Here is a 21597-nt window from a genome sequence, read left to right as displayed (position 1 = left end):
TAGGGACGCTTCGCCGCCGGCATCGATCGTTTGTTAGCGGCTTGTTAGAGGGCCGGTGTCCTGTTTGATATCAATGGCCGGTGGAGTTTGCGCTGCTAGGACCGATGGAAGTCCGGGACGCCGGGCGGCTCCTGCCCGGCGGTAGCGGACGGGAGCGGCTGGTGCTCGCCACGTTGCTGATCAACGCCGAGCGGCTGATCCCCCTCGACGAGCTCATCGCCCGGCTCTGGGAGCAGCCGCCGGGATCCGCGAGGGCGCAGCTGCACAACCTCATCAGCGGGCTGCGACGCCGGTACCGCGCCATCGACACCTCGCTCATCGAGACCAGGCCGACCGGATACCTGCTGCGGCTGGGGCCGCACCGCCTGGACGTCGCGGAGTTCCGTGGCCTCACCGAGCGGGCCCGTGCCGCCGCCGCGGCGGGCGACCACGCCACCGTCGTGACGGCGCTGGACCAGGCGCTGTCGCTGTGGCGGGGCCCGGCGCTGGCCGACCTCGCCGACGCGTACTCCGGCGAGGTCCGCGAGGCGCTGGACCGGGAGCGGCTCGCCGCGGCCGAGGCGAAGCTGGACGCCGCGCTGGCGCTCGAGGACCACGACACCGTGCTGCGCGAGGTCGAGCCGCTCATCGCCGAGAACCCGTACGCCGAGCGGCTCTACCGCGGGCAGATGCTGGCGCTGGCCGGTGTGGGCCGCCGCGCCGACGCGCTCGCCGTCTACCGGCGCGCGTACCGGCGTCTCGTCGACGACATCGGGGTGGAGCCCGGACCGTCGCTGCGCGACACGGAGCGGCAGATCCTGTGGGGACGCCAGGCGGGCGGGGCGGCGCCGGCCGGGCCGCCGGTGCCGCGGCAGCTTCCCCGGGCGGCCGCGCTCACGGGTCGCGGCCCGCTGCTCGACCAGATCGCCGGGCAGCTCTCCGACGACGCCGAGGCTTCCACGGTGGTGCTGCTGGTGGGGCCCGGCGGGGTCGGCAAGAGCGGACTGGCCCTGGCGGCCGGTCACCGGCTGGCGCGGGCGTTCCCGGACGGGCAGCTGTACGCCGACCTCCGCGGCAGCCAGGACACGCCGGCGGAACCCTACCGGGTCCTGGAGCGGTTCCTGCGGGCGCTGGGCGTCGACGGCACCGACCTGCCCAGGGACCCCGACGAGCGCGTCGCGCTGTACCGCAGCCAGTTCGCGCGCGGCCGGATGCTGGTGGTGCTCGACGACGCCGCCGACGAGGCCCAGGTGCGGCCGTTGCTGCCCGGGGCGGGCGCCGCCGTGGTGACGTCGCGGCGGCAGCTGGGAGCGCTGCTCAACGCGGCCCGCTTCCTGGTGCCGGCGCTGCGGGCCGCCGACGCGACCCAGCTCCTCGCCAGCGGTGTCGGCGACGCGCGGATCGCCGCCGAGCCGCAGGCCGCGAAGGAGATCGTGCGCCTGTGCGGCGGGCTCCCGCTGGCCGTGCGCATCGTGGCCGCGCGGCTGGCGCTGCGGCCCGACGCCGGCCTCGACGAGCTGCGGCGGCGCCTGGCCGCGGAGCGCGGCCGGCTGGACGAGCTGGCGGTCGGCGACCTCGACGTCCGGGCGACGATCGCGCTGAGCTACGAGGCGCTGCCGGCGGACACCCGGAAGCTCTTCGTGCGCTCCGGCCTGCTCGGCACGGCGGACTGGCCGGAGTGGGTCGCCCAGGCGCTGCTCGACGCGCCGGGCGAGCGGGCCCGCGCGCTGCTCGACGAGCTCGCCGACGTCCACCTGGTGGAGCCGCTCGGCCGGGACGTGACCGGGCAGGAGCGGTACCGGCTGAACGAGCTGGTCGCCGAGTACGCCCACGAGCGCGGCACGTCCGACGAGGCGCCGGCCGAGCGGAGCCAGGCGCTGGAGCGGCTGCTCAACGGCTGGCTCGCGCTGGCCACCGAGGCCGGTGAGCTGCTCGGCCACCACGCGGGCGGAGCCGAGCTGGAGGTCCCGCCGCCGCCCGGCAGCGGCGCCCGCGCCATGCGGGCCGGCCCGCTCGACTGGTTCGAGACCGAGCGCGCCGGCCTGGTCGCCGGGGTCGACCAGGCATGCCGATCGGGCCTGCCCGCCATCGCCGGCGGGCTCGCGCTGAGCCTGTCGGGTTTCCTCGGCAACCGGTCCTACTCCGACGACTGGGAGCACACGCTCCAGCAGGCGACGGCGTGCGTCCGTTCGCTCGGATCGGACCGGCTCCTCGCCCGCCTGCTCGGCGGGCTGTACGACGCCCACCTGCACCGCGACGAGTACTCCCAGCTGCCGACCATCGCGGCCGAGCAGCTGAGCGTGGCGCGCCGGCTCGGTGACCCGGAGCTCGAGGTGCGGTCGCTGCGCAACGCCGGCATGGCCGCGGTGCGCCTCGGGCGGTTCGGCGACGCGTTCGACTGGCTGGAGCAGGCGGTGGCGGCGGCCCGCGCCCGGGCGGTCGCCGACTGGCCGCTCTGCGACGCCCTCGACGGTCTGGGCTTCGCGAACTGGGAGGCGGGCGACGCCGTCACCGCCGTGACGTTGCTGGAGGAGGCGCTCGCCGTCGACGGCGTGGCGGGCCGGTCGCTGCAGCTCGCCCTCGTCCGGTACCACCTCGGCCTGGCGCTCATCGACGCCGGGCGGCCCGCCGACGCGGAGCCGGTGCTGGCCGCGGCGCTGCGGACCAGCCAGGAGATGGGCGACGACCTGGGCACGGCGTACCTCGAGCAGGCACTCGCCGACGCGGACATCCGGCAGGGGCGGTGGACCGGGGCCGCGGCCAGGCTGAGCCGGGCGCTGGCCGGCCACCAGCAGGCGGGACGCCCCGACGGCCTCGCCGAGACGTTGCGTGCCACGGGTGACCTGGCCGCCGCCGAGGGACGCTGGGCGGAGGCGGCCGGCCCGCTGCGCCAGGCGCTGGACATCTGGCGCCGCATCGGCGCGGCACCGCAGATCGCCCGCACGTCGGCCCGCCTCGAACGGGTCTCGGCGGCCTCCGGTGACCACGCCGCGGCCGCCGCCCACCACCGGCAATGGCGCTCGGTCGTCGCCGGGCTGGACGTCGGCGACGCCGTGCTGCGCCTGCCACCGTTCTTCGCCGGGATCCCCGGTACCGACCGGGAGCGGCCACCGGCGGCGCGTGCGGTGTCCAGCCCCGATCCCGGACCCGGCGAGGGCTGGTCCGGGCTCCTGTCCGGGATGGTCAGCGACGAGGCGGCCGCGGCCTTCGGCCGGCTCCTGGCGGCGTCCCAGCTGCCCGTCGGTCACCGGCCGGGCATGCTGGACCTCGACGAGGGCCCGGGGCGGGAGCTGTTGGACGCCGGGGTCATCAACATCACCGGCAGCGGCGACGCCCGGTTCGCCCGTACGGTGCACCCCTCCATCGCGCTGCGCCGGCTGCTCGACCGCCAGCATCGCAAGCTGGCGGTGCTGCAGCGGCAGCTGGGCACGGCCTGGGAGCAGTTCGCCAGCATGATGTCGCCGACGGCCGGCCTGGCCGACAGCCCGATCGACGACGACAACGTCCGCGTCATCCGCGACTATCCCGAGGTCGCGCGGCTCGCGTCGGGGCTGTACCGGTCACCGAAACGCCTCCTCCGGGCGACGCTGAACGGCCAGTTCGTCGACGGCGCCCCCACGCACGGGGTGCTGCTCCCACCGGCGGACGCCGTCGCCGCGGGGGTCGAGTTCCGCATGATCTACGACGCGATCCACGTGTCGGACCCCTGGGGCGCGTACAGCGTCGAGCAGTCCGTGCAGGCCGGCGAGCAGGCCAAGGTACGCAAACACATGCCGGTGAAGATGATGCACGTCGACGACACTGTCGCCCTGGTGACCATCGACGGGACCGGCACGGCCGGCGCGCTGCACATCCACTCGGGCCCCCTGCTCGAACTGCTTGCCGAGTGGTTCGACCTGCTGTGGCACGACCCCGGCAGCACCGTGGTCGGCGGCGGCGCGGACGACACCGAGCTCACCGGCGCCCAGCGCAGGGTGCTCCGCCTGCTGGCCGCCGGCCTCACCGACGAGGCCATCGCACACCGCACCGGCACCGCCGTCCGGACCGTACGCCGCCACGTCGGCGCGATCCTCAAGGTGCTCGGCGCGGACAGCCGCTTCCAGGCCGGCGCCGCCGCGGCGAAACGCGGCTGGCTGTAGCGCGACGCGGAATCCGGCGGGTGGATCACCTGGCCGGAACCGGACAATGTCCGGAACGGTCCACGCTCCACGGTCGGAGGAGGCGGCATGTACATCCCGAACCGCCGGAACCGGCGCCGCCTGCGCGCCTGGCTCCTGGTCGGTGCCGTCGTCCTCACGTTCGTCGGCCTTCTCTCCGGGTGGGTCGCCATCGACGAGGCGCGGGGCGGCGTGGTCGATGCCGAGGTGGTCGGCGTCCGGAACATCTCCTCCGGCCGCCGGGTCTACGACGTCCGGTTCGACGCGGCCGGGCGGGTCTGCTCGACCCGGGTGGACTCCGGCTCCAACCCGAAGCCACGCGACGTGCACGCCGGCGGGACCTCCCGGCTGCACTACTCGGCGTCGGACCCGTGCACCAAGGTGCGCGAGACCGGCGGCCCCGCCCCCGGCCCGCTCCCGATCGTCCTGCCGGTCGTCGCGGCCGGGTTCTGGGTGGCGGTGTGGCGGCTCCGGCCCTGAGCGATCGGCCGGCGACTGTTCCATGTCTCCGGCACGACGTGGTTCTACCGCAAGCTGGCCGGCGGTGGACGGCGAATCGCCGTCCACCGCTGCGTGGTGGGCACGGGGGTCAGGCCGTCGCGAGGGCCTCGGCCTGGACGACGTCGGGGGACGTGCGGCGGACCAGGCGGGCGCCGAGGAGCATGAGCGGGGCGTAGCAGGCCAGGGCGACCACGGCGCCGACGACGGCGGGCAGCATGGCGGCGGCGATGAACGGCACGAGGATCACCGGCACGGTCCACCAGCCGACCACGCCGGCGCGGGCCAGGCCGGCCAGGAGCAGCGGGAGCATGACCACGCCGCCGACGACGCCGGTGAGGCGCCACAGGACCATCGAGGGGTCGGCGGCCACGGTGTCGAACACCTTGACCGCGTCGGCGAGCGGGACCGCGCCGGGCATCGCGCCGGTGAACCAGTCCGACAGCAGCATGCCCGACATCTGGATCGCGCCGAACGTCGTCAGGGCGACCCCGACGGCGGTGAGGGTCCGGCCGCGGCGGCCGCGCAGCAGGGTCAGCGTCGCCGGCACGCCGAGCGCGATGAGCACCCAGGCGTAGTGGAGGAGGTTCGCCGACAGGACGGACAGGGCGTAGTCGTCGGCGAGGGAGCTGAGGTACGCCGCGGAGGAGTCGTCGGCCTGCGGCGGCGAGGTGAGCATGCCGCCGAACATGAGGAACGGGGCCAGGACGAGGGCGCCGCCGGCGAGCCGGCGCAGCGGGGCCGGCGTGTTGCTGGTGGTGGTGACGTTATCGGACATCGCATTGAATCCTCTCGGGGTTGCAAGCGCCGGTGTTCGGCGTGATGCAAACGCTATGGCGGTGCGACGCCCGGCGGATCGGCGTGCGGGGCCGCTCCGGCTGCGACCTCGGGGCGACCGGCGGGCCCGGGGGTCCTACCCGGGGAGGACCCCCGGGCCGGCGATGTCGTCCCTGGATCTGATGCCTTCGTGGCCGCGCGCTCGATACCGTCGGTGGCGAGAGGAGGCCCCGGTGCGCGTTCCACGGAGTCAGCGGCAGTGGCTGGTCGTCGGCGGGGTCGCCGGCGTGTTGTTCGCCGCCCTCGCGCTCGTCGAGGCCTTCGGCGACCCGCGGGCCACGGACACCCGCCTGGCCGCGGTCGCGACGGTCGTGGTGCTGGCGCTGTGCTTCCCGCTCGCCGCGTGGTTCCCGGTCACCGCGATGACCGTGGCGATGCTGTCGTTCCCCTACGCGATCCTGCTCGGGGGACCGGGGGTCGGCGGCGCCCAGCTCATCGCGGAGCTGGTGCTCGTCGTCCATGCCACGTTCCGCAGCCCGCCGCGCCGGGCGCTCGTCGCGTCGGTCGCCGCCGCGGTGGTGCCGTCCGCCCTGCTCGTCTGGAGCGGCGAGGGCGCGTGGGAGTTCGTGTTCTTCGGCACGCTGATCGGCGCCGCCTGGGGGCTCGGGACGTTGCTGCGCCGCGAGCAGGCGCGGTCCCGGCAGCTCGCGATGCTGGCCGCCCAGCTCGACGCGGAGCGCGAGAACCGGGCCCGTGCGGCCGTCGACGAGGAGCGGGCCCGCATCTCCCGCGAGCTGCACGACGCGGTGGCGCACACGGTCAGCGTCATGACGATGCAGGTCGGCGTGGTGCGCCGCCGGCTGGGCGACCGTCCCGCCGAGCGTGACGTGCTGGTCCAGGTCGAGCAGCTCGGGCGGCGTTCGGTGACGGAGCTGCGGCGGGTGGTCGGGCTGCTGCGCCCCGACGACAGCGACGGCCTCGCCCCGCCACCGTCGCTGCGCCGGCTCGAGGACCTGGTCGGTCATGTCCGTTCCGCGGGGCTGGACGTCACGCTGCGGGTCGAGGGGGAGCCTGTACCACTGCCGGTGGCGCTGGACGTCTCCGCCTATCGCGTCACGCAGGAGGCGCTCACCAACACGCTGCGGCATGCCGAGGCCGGGTCCGCCACGGTGGTCGTGACGTACGAGCCGGCGGCCGTCAGCCTCCGCGTCGCCGACGACGGGCGGGGCGGCGCCGCGCCGGGCCCGTCCCCGGGCGGCGGGCACGGGCTGGTCGGCATGCGGGAGCGGGTCGCGATGTTCGACGGCGAGCTGCGGACCGGGCCCCGCGCCGATGGCGGTTTCGAGGTGTACGCACGCTTTCCGCTGGGCGAGGAGACGCGATGATCCGGGTGCTGCTGGCGGACGACGAGGCGATCGTGCGGGCCGGCCTGCGCATGCTCATCTCCGACGAACCCGACCTCGAGGTCGTCGGGGAGGCCGCAGACGGTCACGAGGCGGTCCAGGCCGTCGCCGTGCTCAGCCCCGACGTGGTCCTCATGGACGCCCGCATGCCGGGGCTCGACGGCATCGGCGCGGCGCGGGCGATCGCCGAGGGGCATCCCGGGGTCAAGGTGCTCGTGCTGACCACGTTCGACGAGGAGGTGCTGCTGGACGGTGCGCTGCGTGCGGGCGTCGCGGGGTTCCTGCTCAAGGTGTCGCCGCCCGAGCAGTTGCTCGACGCGCTGCGGGAGGTCGCCGCCGGGCGTGGGCTGATCGACCCGGCGGTGGTGCCCCGGGTGATCGGCGGCTACGCGCGCGCACCGCAGGCGCCGGTCCGCGCCCCGGCCCTGGACCGGCTCACGGGGCGCGAGGCGGAGGTGCTGGCGCTGGTCGGCCGGGGCCTGTCCAACGCCGAGATCGCCGCGCGGCTCTTCCTCGGCGAGACGACCGTGAAGACGCACCTCGGCCGGGCGCTGGACAAGCTCGGCCTGCGCGACCGTCCCCAGGCGATCGCGTTCGCGTACGAGAGCGGCCTGATCCGCCCCGGCGACCACACCGGCTGACGGGCCGCCCGCCCCGGCGACGACGTCGGTGGACGGGTCGGCGGTCCCGGCTCTGGGGCTGGTTGACGGGCGTCTGGCGAGGCGGCGGCATCGGTTTGACTGGCCGTCCGTCCGGGCAGCAGGCCGTCCGTCCGGGCAGCAGCAGGACCCTGCGTTCCAGGTCGATCGGGTCGGTAGTTCGCATCGATGGGATCGTTGCCGCAGGACGCCGCTGGCCTTCCGACGGGGAATCCGGGGGACGATCGTGTGTCGGGCGTCGCCGGGGTTGGTGTGATCCGCGGTACGAGCGCCGGTCAGTCGGCAGCGGAGATAGTGGCGATCCGCGCCAGTGCGATGTGACACCAGGCTGACTGACATCTGCGGGCGGTCCGACCTCCCGTGACGGTCTGTCGCGTGAACGGGACGGCAGCGGGTAGGCGGCAGGTATGAAGATCGGTGTGATCGGCGCCGGCAAGGTTGGCTCCACGCTGGCTCACCTGTACGTGACGGCCGGCAATGACGTCGCCATCGCGAACTCCCAGGGGCCGGACAGCCTGCTCGACCTCGAGCATCAGCTCGGCCGTCACGCACACGCCGTCACCGTCGAGGAGGCGGCCCGCTACGGCGACGTCGTGATCGTCGCCGTGCCGTTCTGCCAGTTCGAGGACCTGCCCGCCGATGCGCTGGCCGGCAGGACGGTGGTCGACGCGACCAATTACGTCCCTGAACGGGACGGGCACGACGCGGAGCTGGAGCGCGGCGACGTGACCAGCAGCGAGCTGATGCAGCGGCACCTCGCCGGGTCGCACGTGGTCAAGGCGTTCAACGCGATGCGCTGGGACCACCTGCGCGACTACGGCCACTCGGCCGGGTCGAACTTCCGGTACGGCATTCCGGTCTCCGGTGACGACCCGGACGCCAAGTGGCGGGTCCTCGACCTCGTTGAAGAGATCGGCTTCGAACCGGTCGACGCCGGGCCGCTCGTCGAGGGCGGTCGCAAGTACCAGCCCGGGACGGAGGTCTACACCGCGGATCTGGAGGCCGACGAACTGCGCGCCCGCATCGGCGTCGAGGCCGCCTGAATCTGGCTGGTTAGCCGAGGTCCGCATGGGTAGCGGGGGGCCTGGCTGCACCTGCCTGGACGGCGGGTGGCGGGTGGGAAGGAGGACGGTGGGGATGGCGACACGGGACGGTCAGCGCGTGGTCGCGGTGACCGGGGCGAGCGGGGGAGTCGGCCGGGCGTCCGCCCGGGCGTTCGCGGCCCGCGGCGACGCGGTCGCGCTGCTGGCCCGCGGCGAGGACGGGCTGGCCGGCGCCGAGCAGGACGTCCTCGCCGCCGGGGGCCGCGCCCTGCCGGTCGAGGTCGACGTCGCCGACAACGACGCTGTGCAGGCGGCCGCGGACCGGGTCGAGGACGAGCTCGGCGTGTGGGTCAACGTGGCGTTCTCGTCGGTGTTCGCGCCCTTCGTCGACGTCGCCGCGGACGAGTTCCGGCGCGCGACCGAGGTCGCCTACCTGGGGTACGTCAACGGTACCCGCGCCGCGTTGCGGCAGATGCTGCCCCGCGACCGGGGCGCCGTGGTGCAGGTCGGGTCGGCGCTGGCGTACCGCGGCATCCCGCTGCAGAGCGTCTACTGCGGCGCCAAGCACGCCATTCAGGGCTTCACCGAGTCCGTCCGCTGCGAGCTGCTGCACGACCGCAGCCGCGTCCGCGTCACGATGGTGCAGCTGCCGGCAGTCAACACGCCGCAGTTCGACTGGGTGCTGTCGCGCCTGCGCCGCCACCCGAAGCCGGTCCCGCCGATCTACCAGCCGGAGATCGCCGCCCGCGCCGCCGTCTGGCTGGCCCGCCGCCGGGCCTGACCCAAGACGGGCCTGACACACAAAGACCCAAGACGGGCCTGACACACAAAGACACAAGACGGGCCTGGCGCAAGGACGCAAGGACGCAAGGACGCAAGGACGCAAGGACGCAAGGACGCAAGGACACAAGGACACAAGGACACAAGGAGGCACCGCATGGCTCCCGGCGCGAACGCCGGCCTGCTCCACCGCCGCGCGTCGACGCCGTGGTGGTGGCGGCGCGCGCTCGACGGGCCGTCGGCGTGGCCGCGACGCGTGGCCGTGGCCGTGCTCGCCTGCGCCGGGATGCTGATCTCGCTGCGGCTGGCGTTCTTCCAGTACGGCCTGGTGCCGGCGGTGTGGGAGCCGTGGTTCGGCGACGGCAGCATCCGCGTGCTGGAGTCCGGCTTCTCCCGGGCGCTGCCGGTGCACGACGCCGCGCTCGGCGCCGCGGCGTTCGCGGCCGAGTTCGTGCTCGAGCTGTCGGGCGGCACGACGAGGTGGTGGCGGCGGCCGTGGCTGGTGGTGCTGCTCGGGCTGGTCGCCGGCGGCATGGCGGTGGCCGCGCTGTTCCTGGTGGCGATGCAGGCCTTCGTGGTCGGCGCGTTCTGCACGCTGTGCCTGGTCACGGCGGGGATTTCGGTGAGCGTCGCCCTGCTCGTCGCCGACGAGGTGGTCGCGGTGCGGCGGCAGCTGCGCCGCGCCCGCCGGTACGGGCGGCCCTGGGTGGCGGCGCTGCGCGGAGGAGTCGTGGGTGCGCACTGAGTTCAAGGTGTTCGGGGTGATCGCCGGGTTCCTGCTGACCGCGTCGGTCGTGTACCTGTGGTGGACCGGCAGCGGTGCCGCCCACCCGGAGCTGACCGGCGGCATCGTGCTGGGCCTGTCCGGCGTGCTGAGCCTGATCTGCGGCAGCTACTTCTGGCTGGTCGCCCGGCGCATCCCGCCGCGCCCGGAGGACCGGCCCGACGCCGAGATCGCCGACGGTGCCGGCCCGGTCGGCTTCTTCGCGCCGCCCGGGTTCTGGCCGTTCGGCATCGCCGTCGCGGTGGCCGCCGGAGCGGTCGGCATCGCGCTGAGCCAGTGGTGGCTGGCCGGCACCGCCACGATCGGCGCGCTGCTGGCCACGACCGGTCTGGTGCTCGAGTTCTACGCCGGCGCCCCGGAGTCGCGGTGAGCCGCCGGCCGCGCCGGCCGCCCCGGGCCACCCGGGCGGCCCGGGCGGTGGACGAGCGGTTCCAGGCCGCCACGCCGCTGCGCCGGGCGGTGAACAAGGTCTTCCCGGACCACTGGTCGTTCATGCTCGGCGAGCTGGCGCTGTATTCGTTCGTGATGCTGGTGCTGACCGGGGTCATGCTGGCGCTGTTCTTCGACCCGTCGATGCGGCAGGTCACCTACGACGGCTCCTACGTGCCGCTGCGCGGGATGCCCATGTCGGCCGCCTACGACTCGACGCTGCGCATCACCTTCGACATCCGCGGCGGGCTGCTGCTGCGGCAGATGCACCACTGGTCGGCGAACCTGTTCATGGCGGCGATCGTCGTGCACATGGCCCGGATCTTCCTGACCGGCGCCTTCCGCAAACCGCGCGAGGCGAACTGGGTCATCGGCATCGTCATGTTCTGGCTCGGTTTCGTCGAGGGCTTCGCCGGCTACTCGCTGCCCGACGACGGCCTGTCCGGCACGGGCCTGCGCATCGCCGCCTCGATCGTGGAGTCGCTGCCGGTCATCGGCACCTGGGCGTCCACCTCGCTGTTCGGCGGCGAGTTCCCCGGCGAGGTCATCGTCGGCCGCCTGTACATCGTCCACGTCCTGCTGGTCCCCGGGGCGCTCGTCGCGCTCATCAGCGTGCACCTGGGCCTGATCGTCAAGCAGAAGCACACGCAGTGGCCGCGGGTGCTGCACAGCGGCGCGAACGTCGTCGGCGAGCGGATGGTGCCCGGGTTCGCCGGCCGCTCCACCGGGCTGGCGCTCATCGTGTTCGCCGCCGTCGCCGCGCTCGGCGGGCTGGTGCAGATCAACCCGGTGTGGCTGTTCGGCCCGTACGAGGCCGCCGTGGTGTCCTCGGCGAGCCAGCCCGACTGGTACGTCATGTTCCTCGACGGCGCGCTGCGGCTCATGCCGCCGTGGGAGGTCCGGGCGTTCGGCTACACCCTGTCGCCGGTCTTCTGGCCCGGCGTCGTGCTGCCCGGGGTGCTGACCATGCTCGCCATCGGCTACCCGTTCGGCTATGCGTGGCGGCACCGCGGCGAGGAGTACCACAACCTGCTGCAGCGTCCCCGTGACGCGCCGACCCGTACCGCGGTCGCCGCCATGGCCGGCACCTTCTACCTGGTGCTGACCGTGTCGGCCGCCAACGACCTCATCGCCGACAAGTTCCAGCTCAGCCTCAACGCGCTGGTCTGGGCCGGGCGCATCGGCGCCCTGCTGCTGCCGGCGCTCGCCTTCGCGGTCACCCGCCGGCTCTGCCTGGGGTTCCAGCAGCAGGACCGCAAGCGGCTCGCCCACGGGATGGAGACCGGCGTGGTCATCCGCACCCCGGACGGGGAGTACCGCGAGATCGAGCAGCCGCTCGCCGCCGCCGACCAGCTGCCGCTGCCGTACGCCGGCTGGGTGGTGCCGAAGCGCATGCAACGCGTCGGGGCCGCCCAGCGGGAGCTGGAGAGGTCCGCCGAGCGGGAGCTGGAGAGGTCCGCCGATGAGTGACCGTTCGGTGCTGCCGATCGACCCGGTGCACACCCCGAGGCTGCCCGGGCCGCTGCGCCGCACCGTGCCCGGGTCGCGGGTCGTGCAGGCGCTGGCGACCACCGACGCGAAGCAGATCGGGGTCATGTACCTCGTGACGTCGTTCGGCTTCTTCGCGATCGGCGGGGTGCTGGCGCTGCTGATGCGGGCCGAGCTGGCCCGGCCCGGCCTGCAGTTTCTGTCGCCGGAGCAGTACAACCAGCTGTTCACCATGCACGGCACGATCATGCTGCTGCTGTTCGCCACCCCGCTGCTGTTCGGGTTCGGCAACTTCCTGGTCCCGCTGCAGATCGGCGCCGCCGACGTCGCGTTCCCGCGGCTCAACGCCCTCGCGTACTGGCTGTACCTGACCGGCGGCATCGTCACCGTCGCCGGCTTCGCCACCCCGGGCGGCGCCGCGGACTTCGGCTGGTTCGCCTATTCGCCGCTCAACAGCCACGTGCACTCGCCCGGCGTGGGCGGCGACCTGTGGACGATGGGCCTGGTGGTGGCCGGCGTCGGCACGGTGATCGGCGCGGTCAACATGATCACGACCGTCATCACGCTGCGGGCGCCCGGGATGACGATGTTCCGGATGCCGATCCTGACGTGGAACATCTTCATCACCGCGCTGATGGTGCTCATGGCGTTCCCCGTGCTCACCGCGGCCCTGCTCGCGCTCGAGGCGGACCGCAAGTTCGGCGCGCATGTCTACGACCCGGCGCACGGCGGGGCGATGCTGTGGCAGCACCTCTTCTGGTTCTTCGGCCATCCGGAGGTGTACATCGTCGCCCTGCCGTTCTTCGGCATCATCACCGAGATCCTGCCGGTCTTCTCCCGCCGGCCGGTCTTCGGCTACAAGGGTCTCGTCGGCGCCACCATCGCGATCGCCGTGCTGTCCATGAGCGTGTGGGCGCACCACATGTTCGTCACCGGGCAGGTGCTGCTGCCGTTCTTCTCGTTCGTGTCGTACCTGATCGCCGTGCCCACCGGCGTGAAGTTCTTCAACTGGATCGGCAGCATGTGGCACGGCCAGCTGACGTTCCAGACGCCGATGCTGTGGTCGCTGGGCTTCCTGGTGACGTTCCTCTTCGGCGGCCTCTCCGGGGTGCTGCTCGCCTCGCCGCCGATGGACTTCCACGTCTCCGACACGTACTTCGTCGTCGCCCACATGCACTACGTGCTGTTCGGCACGATCGTCTTCGCCGCGTTCGCCGGCGTCTACTTCTGGTTCCCCAAGATCACCGGCCGGATGCTCGGGGAGCGCCTCGGCAAGGCGCACTTCTGGCTGACGTTCGTCGGGTTCCACACCACGTTCCTGGTCCAGCACTGGCTCGGCACCCGCGGCATGCCCCGCCGCTACGCCGACTACCTGCCCACCGACGGCTTCACGGTCTACAACACCATCTCCAGCGTCGGCGCGCTCATCCTGGGGCTGTCGATGCTGCCGCTGCTGTACAACCTGTGGTCCTCCTACCGGTTCGGCCGCCGCGTCGAGGGCAACGACCCGTGGGGCTACACCAACTCCCTCGAGTGGGCCACCACCTGCCCGCCGCCGCGGCACAACTTCAAGAGCCTGCCGCGCATCCGTTCCGTCCGCCCGGTGTTCGACGCCGTGCACGGCGAGCACGCCGGCCGGGACCACGGCAGCCCGGACCCGTCCGGCAAGGAGGCATGACATGACCGCCGCCCACGGTGCCCCGCCGGGCCGCGCCGCCGGCGTCTCCGCGCCGCAGGTGCTGCGGCAGTACGCCCTGCTGGCCGACGGCCGCCGCGGCGCGCTCATCGGCCCGCGCGGCGACGTGGCCTGGCTGTGCGCCCCGGCCTGGGAGTCGGACGCCGTCTTCACCAGCCTCCTCGGCGGCCCGGGCGGCTACGTGGTCGCCCCGGCCGACGACCGGTTCGTGTGGGGCGGGTTCTACGAGCCGGGCACCCTGATCTGGACCAGCCGCTGGATCACCACCGACGCGATCGTCCACAGCCGCGAGGCCCTCGCCCTGCCCGGCGAGCCGCACACCCTGACCCTGCTGCGGCGGGTGGCGGCGGTCCGCGGCGACGCGGTGGTGCGGCTGCTGCTGGACGTGAGCGCCGGGTTCGGCCGGCAGCCGCTGCGCGACCTCACCCGCGACGAGCACGGGTGGACCGGGCGCGCCGGCGACCTGTACGTGCGCTGGCACGGCGCCCCGCAGGCGCAGCCGGACGCCTCCGGCGTCCTGCACGGCGAGCTGCGCCTGCCGCCCGGCGGCCACCACGACCTCACGCTGCAGCTGTCGACCCGGCCGTTCACCGGGCCGGCGCCCGATCCGGACGAGCGGTGGCCCGCCACGGCGGCGGCCTGGCAGGCGGCCGTGCCCGCCACGGTGAACGGCTTCTCCGGCCGGGACGCCCGGCACGCCCGCGCGGTCCTGCACGGGCTGACCACCCCGGAGGGCGGCATGGTCGCCGCCGCCACGACCTCGCTGCCGGAGCGGGCCGAGGCCGGCCGCAACTACGACTACCGCTACGCCTGGATCCGCGACCAGTCCTACGCCGGGCACGCCGCCGCCGCGGCGGGTGCCGACGGCCTGCTCGACGCGGCCGTGCGCTTCGTCTCGCAGCACCTGCTGACCGACGGGCCGGCGCTGGCGCCCGCCTACGTGGCGGGGTCGGGCCAGCCGGTGCCGGACGAACAGGACCTCGGCTTCCTGCCCGGCTACCCGGGGGCGCCGGTGCGCACCGGCAACTGGGTCAACGGGCAGTTTCAGCTCGACGCGTTCGGCGAGGCGCTGCTGCTGCTGACCGTGGCGGCCCGCCGGGACCGGCTCGACGCCGACGGCCGCCGGGCCCTGCACCTGGCCGCCGACACCATCGCCCGGCGGTGGCGCGATCCGGACGCCGGCATCTGGGAGCTGCATCCGCGGCCCTGGACCCATTCCCGGCTCACCTGCGTCGCCGGGCTCCTGCGCGCGGCCGGCGCGGTCACCGGACCCACGGCCACGCGCTGGCGCGACCTGGCCGGGGCCATCCTGGCCGACACGCAGGCGACCTGCCTGCACCCGACCGGCCGTTGGCAGCGCGCGCCGGACGACCCGCGCGTCGACGCCGCCCTGCTGTTCCCGGGGATCCGTGGCGCCGTGCCGCCCGGCGATCCCCGCACCGCCGCCACGCTCGCCGCTGTGCGGGCCGAGCTCACCGAAGACGGTTACGTGTACCGGTTCCGGGCCGACGACCGGCCGCTCGGCGGTGCGGAGGGCGCCTTCCTGCTGTGCGGCTACGGCATGGCCCTGGCCGAGCAGCAGGCCGGCAACCCGGTCGCCGCCGCCCGCTGGTTCGAACGCAACCGCGCGGCCTGCGGCCCGCCGGGCCTTTACGCGGAGGAGTACGACGTCCGGCAGCGGCAGCTGCGCGGCAACCTGCCCCAGGCGTTCGTGCACGCCCTGCTCCTGGAGACCGCCGCGACGCTGCCCGATCCGACGGGCTGAAGAGGAGTCGTCAGCTGCTGAGGATCCGGGCCTTCTGCTGCTCGAACTCGGCCTCGGTCAGCACGCCCTGCGCCTTGAGCGCGCCGAGCTGCTGGAGCTGCGCGAGCCGGTCGGACGTGTCGTCCCCGGCAGCGTAGGCGGCGGCCTGTTGCTGGTCCTGCGCCGCCCACCGGCCGGCCTGGCGCCGGGAGACCCGGTTGGACACGGCGGTCGCGGTGCCGGCGACCACGGTGGTGCGGGCGATGCCGCGAAGCAGTCCTGGCATGGTCGGCCTCCTATCGGCTGACTTCGGTGTCGACGCGCTCGACGGCCGCGAGCAGTGCCTGCACGGGGATCCGTCCGCCGGCGACGAGCTGGCCACCGCCCCGGCGCAGCGTTGTGGCCAGTGGCGCGGCCCACCGGTTCTCGTACACGAGAATGGCCGCCACGCTGCCCTGGTTGAGCACGTCGGCGGCGTCGGCGAGGTCTTCGGCGTCGACCAGCCCGGTGGTGACGCCCTCGAACATCAGCAGGTCCAGCTTGCCGTCGTGGTCGACGTCGGTCAGTTCCAGCCCTTCGACCGTGCCGTCGCCGCGCTTCCTGACGAAGACGAGGTCGAGAATCCTGATGATGCCGCGTTCGACGAGGTCGACGAGCAGCGGCAGCCCCTCGCCGGTCACCCGGCCGTCGGGGAACTCCACCACCAGGTAGTCGACCGGACCCATGTCATCGAGATCCCGCATGCAGAAACCATGCCGCCGCGCGCCGGGCGCCGCCCTCGCCCACGCCGGATGACCGGCCGGGGCGGGGTTTCCGTCATCTGGGAAGGGCGAGCAGGCTCTCGGCCGTCTCGACGATGGTGTCCTCGATCGGGCGGGGCTTCCAGCCGAGCAGGCGCTCGGCCTTGGCCGACGTCGCGCCGAGATCGCGGCCCAGCAGCCGGCGCAGCGCCCGCAGCTGCGGGTTGACCAGGGTCAGGGCGCGCGCGACCGGCAGCGGCATCTCGCGGGTCGGCACCTTGGCAGCCCGCTCGCCGAGCCGCGTGCGCAGGACGGCGGCGATGTCCCGTTGCCAGAGGCTGTGGCCGGCGGTCGCGATGAACCGCTCGCCCGCGGCGGCCGGCTCGGTCATGGCGAGCACGTGCAGCGACGCGACGTCGCGGACGTCGACGTAGCCGGAGGCGAACTTCAGCAGCGCCGGCATCGACCCGTCGAGCATGCGGGAGATGAGGCCGAGCGACGGTGAGTAGTCCGGGCCGAGCACGCCCGTGGGGTTGACGGTGGCCAGCTCGATCCCGTCGCCCTCGCCGGCCACGAAGTCCCAGGCCGCGCGCTCGGCGAGGGTCTTGGACCGCTGGTACGGCTCGATCCCGCCGCCCAGGTCCGTCCAGTCCTGCTCGGTGAACGGGGTGTCGCGTGGCGGGTGGCCGTAGGCGATCGCGCCGATCGCGGAGGTCATCACCACCCGCCGGACGCCCGCGTCACGGGCCGCGCGCAGCACCCGCAGCGTGCCGTCGACGGCCGGGCGGACCATCTCGTCCGCGTCGCGCGGCACCTGGGTCAGCGTCGGCGACGCGACGTGCAGCACCGCGTCGCAGCCGGCCGCCGCCTCCCGCCAGCCCTCGTCCCGCCGCAGGTCGGCGCGCACGAAGCGGACGTCGGCGCCGGGGTCCGCGCCGCCGTTGCGCAGCATCTCGCGCGCCTGGGGCTCGCGGGCCGGGTCGTGCACCGTGGTGCGCACCGAGTGCCCGGCGTGCAGCAGCGCCAGCGTGCACCAGCTGCCGATGTAGCCCGATCCGCCGGTCACCGGCCTTCCGGCCCGGCCTCGGCCCGGCACGGGTGATATCCGGGGTGGCGGCAGGGGCCGGCCGGACGGCTGCGGCGTGCGCGCCGGGTCGATGCGCGGCGGACGGCGACGCGGGGGCGGTAGCGTAAAGCGAATGTCGTTCTGATCGCCTCTGGTCAGGATCATCCCCTTGTTGCGCAGACCCTGGTCGACCTCGCTCCTCGTCGCCGCTGTGTCGGTGGTTGCCGTCGTCGGTCTGGCGAGTTCGGGGCTGCTGTCCCCGCGGTGGTCGGGGCTCCTCGACGACGCGGGGCAGTTCTCCGCGGCGCTCGCGGCGACCCTCGTCTGCTGGATCACCGCCCGTCGGCAGTCCGGCGGTCAGCGGTGGTGGCGGGTGTGGATGGGCGCCGCGACGTGCGGCTGGATGATCGGGCAGTTCCTCTGGTCCTGGTACCGGCTGATCAACGGCGACGTGCTGCCGAGCCCGTCGCTCGCGGACGCCGGGTACCTCACGCTGCCGGTGTTCGCGCTCCTGGCGGTCTACACCCTGGCCGCCGAACAGCCCGCACAGGCCGCCACGTGGCGCCGCCGGGGGAGCCTGGTGATGGCGCTCGACGGGCTCATCGTCGTGGGTGCGCTGTTCGTGCTCACCTGGGCCACCACGCTCGGGGCGGTGGTGCAGGCCGGTGCGGCCACCACGCTCGCGTACTCGGTCGCGATCGCCTACCCGGTCACCGACCTGCTGCTGACCATCATGATCGTCCTGCTGCTCGCCACGACGGCGGCCGCGCCGAACCGGGCGCAGCTGATCATCCTCGCCGCCGGACTGTTCGCGCTGTCGTTGTCGGACAGCGTGTTCGCGTATGCGGTGACCGGGGGCGTGGAGAGCATGTCGCCGCTGGCCAACTCCGGGTTCGTCGCCGGGCACGCGCTCATCGCGGTCGCCGCGCTGACGCCCGTCCGGGAGATGCCGCATTGGCCGGTGCGCCCGCGGGCCCGCTGGGGCCACATGATGCTGCCGTACGTGCCGGTCGTCGGCACGGGTGTGCTGGTGATGGTGCAGCTCGCCCGGGGCGTCGTGATGGACGGCACCGAGATCGTCGCCGAGACCCTGGTCATCGTGCTGCTGATCATCCGGCAGGGGGTGGTGCTCGTGGAGAGCGCCAACCTCGTCGCGTCGCGGACCCGGCTCGTGCTCGCCGCCGACGAGACCCGCCGGCGGCTCGAACGCGACCTGCACGACGGCGTGCAGCAGCGGCTCATCTCGCTGGGGCTGGAGGTGCGCCGGGTCGAGATGACGGTGCCGCCGGACCTGGCGGAACTGCGCCAGGACCTGTCCGCGGTCGTGGACGGGCTGAACGGCGCCGTCGACGACGTGCGGGAGCTCTCCCGCGGCGTACACCCGGCGATCCTCGTGCAGGGTGGCCTGCGACCCGCGCTCAAGGGGCTGGCCCGCCGCTGCGCCGTCCCGGTGGACCTGGAGATGCACGTGGACGGCCGGCAGCCGGAGCCGATCGAGGTCGGGGCGTACTACGTGGTGGCGGAGGCGCTGACGAACGCCGTCAAGTACGCCGAGGCGACGCTCGTCCACGTCGTCGTGTGCGCGCAGGGTGGCTACCTGCACGTGACGGTGAACGACGACGGCACCGGCGGCGCGGACCCGAAGGGGGGCACCGGTCTCATCGGGCTGATCGACCGGGTCGAGGCGCTGGGCGGCACGCTGACCGTCGAGAGCCCCGCCGGCCGGGGCACCCGCCTGCAGGCCGATTTCCCGCTCGGCGAACCGTGACCGGGCCCGGATCGTGGGTAGGAACGAGCGCGGCCGTACCTCACGTGCCGCGGGTGAGATGTCACCCGCATCGGGTGGTGTTGACGGTCGTCAGGAAGGCGAACGGTCGGACGTGTGCATGCCGGACCGGTACGGACGCGGCCCAGTCCCGCAGCCACGCCCTCGCCGACCGGGAGGCCGCATGACGGTGACCAGCAGTGTTCGGCGCCGGCTCACGGCGTGGTTGCTGCCGGACACGCCGCCGCCGCTCCTCGTCGGCGTCCTCGTCGCCGTGGTGGTCATCGTGGCCGAGACGGCCGTGCTCGGGCTGCTGCACGCCGCTGAACCGCAGAGGTCGCCGACCGCCGTCATCTACATCCTCGGCGTGGTGGCGCTGACCATCGTGTGGGGCGTCCGGCTCGGCGTCGGTGTGGCGGTGGCCAGCACGCTGGTGTTCAACTTCGTCCACGTGCCGCCGGGCGGCCTGCACCTGACCGCGGCGCAGGACCTCCAGCGGGCCGTGGTCTTCGGGATCGTGGCACTGGCCAGCGGCGGGCTGGCCGACCTCGCCCGGGCGCGCGCGATGGAGGCGCGGCAACTGGCGGCCGAGGCGGACGTCGCCGCCCACGTCGCCCGCTGCGTCCTCGGCGCGGACGACTTACCGTCGGCGCTGCGGTCCGGGGAGCGGTGTCTCGCGGCCGGGTTCGGCCTCTCCCGCGTGTCGATCGAGGTCGGCGACGCACCGGATCCGGCGAAGGTCGCCGGCGCGACCGTGCTCGGGCTGGGCGACGGGAAGCGCAGCCCGGTGTGGCTCGTCGTCCCGGCCGACACCCCGCCGGCGACGCTGGAGCGCATCCGCGAACGGATCGGCCCCTCGCTGGAGGAGGTCGTCAGCACCGCCGTGAAGCGCCAGGAGCTCGTCGGTACCCTGCGGGCCAGCCAGCGGGCGACCCAGGCCCTGCTGTCGGAGCAGGCGGCGCTGCGGCGGGTGGCCACGATGGTCGCCGCGGGCGGGCCGCCCGACACGGTGTTCGCGGCGGTGACGGCCGAGCTGCACCGCCTGTTCCGGGGGTTTCACACCGCGCTGCTCCGGTACGAGTCGGACCGTTCCGTCAGGGCGGTCTCGGAGCGGGACGAGGGCGGGCGGGTGCTGCCCTACCAGCCGAGCCTGTCCATCGAGGGCGAGAACATCGTCAGCACGATCCTCCGCACCCGCCGCACGGCACAGATCGACTACGACACCGCCAGCGGGCCGATCGCCGAGGAGCTCCGGGCCCGCGGCGTCCACCGCGGCCTCGGCGTGCCGATCATCGTCGACGGTGAGCTCTGGGGGGTCACGCTGGTCCTGTCCCACAAGCCGGGGCCGGTGCCGGCCGACGCGGAGAACCGCCTGCTCGCCTTCACCGAGCTCGTCGCCACCGCCATCGCGAACACCGAGAACCGCGCCCGGCTCGTCGCGTCCCGCGGCAGGCTGGTCGCCGCGGCGGACGACGCCCGGCGGCGCATCGAACGCGACCTGCACGACGGGCCGCAGCAGCGCATCGTCGCCCTCGCCCTGCGGCTGCGCATGGCGGAGGAGTCGGCGGCGGGCGACGTGCCGGCGGCGCGGCGGCTGCTGTCCGACACCGTCAGGAACCTCACCGAGATCCACGAGTCCATGACCGACCTCGCCCGCGGCATCCACCCGGCGCTGCTGACCCAGGGCGGGATCTGCCCGATGCTGCGCACGCTGGCCCGGCGCAGCGTCGTGCCGGTCGAGCTGCGGATGCAGGTGCCGGGCCGGCTTCCCGAGCGGGTGGAGGTGGCCGTGTACTACGTGGTCTCGGAGGCGCTGACCAACGTCGCCAAGCACGCGCAGGCGCCGGTCGCCTACGTCACGGTGGGCGCGGACGAGCAGTTCATCTGGCTGTCGGTCCACGACGACGGTGCCGGCGGGGCCGACCCGGACTGCGGCACGGGGCTCGTCGGCCTGCGCGACCGCATCGAGGCGCTGGGGGGCCGGTTCGGCGTCGTCAGCCCGCCAGGGCAGGGGACGACCCTGACCGCGGAGATCCCGCTCGCCCAGCCGGACCCGCACGCCGTCGCGGAGTCGTTCCCGATGGTCGCCGCCGGCTGAGTGCGCGCGGGCCGGCGGACGCTCCCGATGGGCGCCGCCGGCTGAAGTGCGCGCGGGCCGGTGGTCCGGCGGACGGTCAGCGGGCCGCCCGGTGCCGGAGGCGTTCGGCCGCGACGAAGTCGGTCAGGGTGTCCAGGTCCTCCAGGGCGTGCTGGTTGAAGTCGGCGGCCACGCCGTACTCCGTCTCGATGGCGTCGACCAGGCGGATGATCGCCAGCGACGACACGCCCATGGCGACCAGCGAGCAGCCGGCCGTGGCGACCTCGTCCGGGGTGAGCCGGTCGTCGCAGGCCTGCGAGACGGCGCCGGCCAGCCAGGCGCGGATCCGGGTGCGGGCCGGGGTCTGGTCGGTCCAGACCCGTTCGACGTGGTCGAGGCACTCGTCCCGGGTGCCGTGGTGGCCCTCGGCGACCCAGCCGGCCGGCAGGTCGTCGGCCACGGGCCAGACCGAGTACTGCTCGTCGGCGTTCATCACGACGCGGTGGTCCATG

At 74.1% G+C, this 21597-nt stretch carries 16 protein-coding genes and 2 pseudogenes; 13 read left to right on the top strand and 5 right to left on the bottom strand.

Going from position 1 to position 21597, the window contains the following annotated elements; translation table 11 throughout:
- Positions 1-104: 104 nt before the first annotated feature.
- A complete protein-coding gene (locus AB0J72_RS20700) occupies positions 105-4118 on the top strand; it encodes a BTAD domain-containing putative transcriptional regulator (protein WP_363400975.1) in 4014 nt (1337 codons plus the stop codon).
- Between the two features lie 87 nt (positions 4119-4205).
- Positions 4206-4616, top strand: coding sequence for a hypothetical protein (locus AB0J72_RS20695; protein ID WP_363400973.1), 411 nt, complete (start codon positions 4206-4208; stop codon positions 4614-4616).
- A 109-nt stretch (positions 4617-4725) separates the two neighbouring features.
- On the opposite strand, the gene AB0J72_RS20690 is transcribed toward AB0J72_RS20695, so the two are convergent.
- A complete protein-coding gene (locus AB0J72_RS20690) occupies positions 4726-5412 on the bottom strand; it encodes a hypothetical protein (protein WP_363400971.1) in 687 nt (228 codons plus the stop codon).
- A gap of 232 nt (positions 5413-5644) precedes the next feature.
- Between AB0J72_RS20690 and AB0J72_RS20685 the strand changes: the two genes are divergently transcribed.
- The 9 genes and pseudogenes from AB0J72_RS20685 (at position 5645) to AB0J72_RS20645 (ending at position 15458) form a co-directional block, all read left to right on the top strand.
- Positions 5645-6796 (top strand): histidine kinase, encoded by a 1152-nt coding sequence (locus AB0J72_RS20685; protein WP_363400969.1) that lies wholly within the window; start codon positions 5645-5647, stop codon positions 6794-6796.
- On the top strand, positions 6793-7455 hold the full coding sequence (locus AB0J72_RS20680) for a response regulator transcription factor (protein ID WP_363400967.1): 663 nt from the start codon (positions 6793-6795) through the stop codon (positions 7453-7455). The genes AB0J72_RS20685 and AB0J72_RS20680 overlap by 4 nt, the downstream gene beginning before the upstream one ends.
- Before the next feature lie 425 nt (positions 7456-7880).
- Positions 7881-8516: an NADPH-dependent F420 reductase gene (locus tag AB0J72_RS20675; RefSeq protein WP_363400965.1), complete on the top strand. Its 636-nt coding sequence runs from the start codon at positions 7881-7883 to the stop codon at positions 8514-8516.
- A gap of 88 nt (positions 8517-8604) precedes the next feature.
- Positions 8605-9282 (top strand): annotated as a pseudogene (locus tag AB0J72_RS20670) (SDR family oxidoreductase); the annotation flags it as partial.
- Between the two features lie 171 nt (positions 9283-9453).
- Positions 9454-10041 (top strand): vitamin K epoxide reductase family protein, encoded by a 588-nt coding sequence (locus AB0J72_RS20665; RefSeq protein WP_363400963.1) that lies wholly within the window; start codon positions 9454-9456, stop codon positions 10039-10041.
- Positions 10031-10450, top strand: a complete 420-nt coding sequence (locus AB0J72_RS20660) for a cytochrome c oxidase subunit 4 (RefSeq protein ID WP_363400961.1) — start codon at positions 10031-10033, stop codon at positions 10448-10450. The genes AB0J72_RS20665 and AB0J72_RS20660 overlap by 11 nt, the downstream gene beginning before the upstream one ends.
- Complete coding sequence (locus AB0J72_RS20655) at positions 10447-11979, top strand: cytochrome bc complex cytochrome b subunit (RefSeq protein WP_363400959.1); 1533 nt, start codon at positions 10447-10449, stop codon at positions 11977-11979. The genes AB0J72_RS20660 and AB0J72_RS20655 overlap by 4 nt, the downstream gene beginning before the upstream one ends.
- A complete protein-coding gene (gene ctaD / locus AB0J72_RS20650) occupies positions 11972-13675 on the top strand; it encodes a cytochrome c oxidase subunit I (protein WP_363400957.1) in 1704 nt (567 codons plus the stop codon). The genes AB0J72_RS20655 and ctaD overlap by 8 nt, the downstream gene beginning before the upstream one ends.
- 1 nt (position 13676) lies before the next feature.
- Positions 13677-15458, top strand: coding sequence for a glycoside hydrolase family 15 protein (locus AB0J72_RS20645; protein ID WP_363400955.1), 1782 nt, complete (start codon positions 13677-13679; stop codon positions 15456-15458).
- A gap of 10 nt (positions 15459-15468) precedes the next feature.
- On the opposite strand, the gene AB0J72_RS20640 is transcribed toward AB0J72_RS20645, so the two are convergent.
- The 3 genes from AB0J72_RS20640 to AB0J72_RS20630 form a co-directional block, all read right to left on the bottom strand.
- Entirely contained in the window at positions 15469-15723 is a 255-nt protein-coding gene (locus AB0J72_RS20640) for an SHOCT domain-containing protein (protein ID WP_363400953.1), read from the bottom strand.
- A gap of 10 nt (positions 15724-15733) precedes the next feature.
- Positions 15734-16180: a DUF6325 family protein gene (locus AB0J72_RS20635; RefSeq protein WP_363400951.1), complete on the bottom strand. Its 447-nt coding sequence runs from the start codon at positions 16178-16180 to the stop codon at positions 15734-15736.
- A 73-nt stretch (positions 16181-16253) separates the two neighbouring features.
- The gene (locus AB0J72_RS20630; protein WP_363400949.1) at positions 16254-17243 is read right to left on the bottom strand and encodes an aldehyde reductase; all 990 of its coding nucleotides are present in this window, start codon (positions 17241-17243) and stop codon (positions 16254-16256) included.
- A 172-nt stretch (positions 17244-17415) separates the two neighbouring features.
- Between AB0J72_RS20630 and AB0J72_RS20625 the strand changes: the two genes are divergently transcribed.
- Both AB0J72_RS20625 and AB0J72_RS20620 read left to right on the top strand, forming a co-directional pair.
- A complete protein-coding gene (locus tag AB0J72_RS20625) occupies positions 17416-19011 on the top strand; it encodes a histidine kinase (protein ID WP_363400947.1) in 1596 nt (531 codons plus the stop codon).
- A 181-nt stretch (positions 19012-19192) separates the two neighbouring features.
- Positions 19193-21106 (top strand): DUF4118 domain-containing protein, encoded by a 1914-nt coding sequence (locus tag AB0J72_RS20620; RefSeq protein ID WP_363400945.1) that lies wholly within the window; start codon positions 19193-19195, stop codon positions 21104-21106.
- 346 nt (positions 21107-21452) lie between these two features.
- Here the strand turns inward: AB0J72_RS20620 and AB0J72_RS20615 are convergent.
- Positions 21453-21596 (bottom strand): annotated as a pseudogene (locus tag AB0J72_RS20615) (MbtH family NRPS accessory protein); the annotation flags it as partial.
- Position 21597: the final 1 nt, after the last annotated feature.

Source organism: Dactylosporangium sp. NPDC049742 (assembly GCF_040674675.1).
In the GTDB taxonomy this organism is placed as follows: domain Bacteria; phylum Actinomycetota; class Actinomycetes; order Mycobacteriales; family Micromonosporaceae; genus Dactylosporangium; species Dactylosporangium maewongense.
Note: the sequence above shows the minus strand (reverse complement) of the source record. Positions and strands in the feature narration are given on the sequence as shown.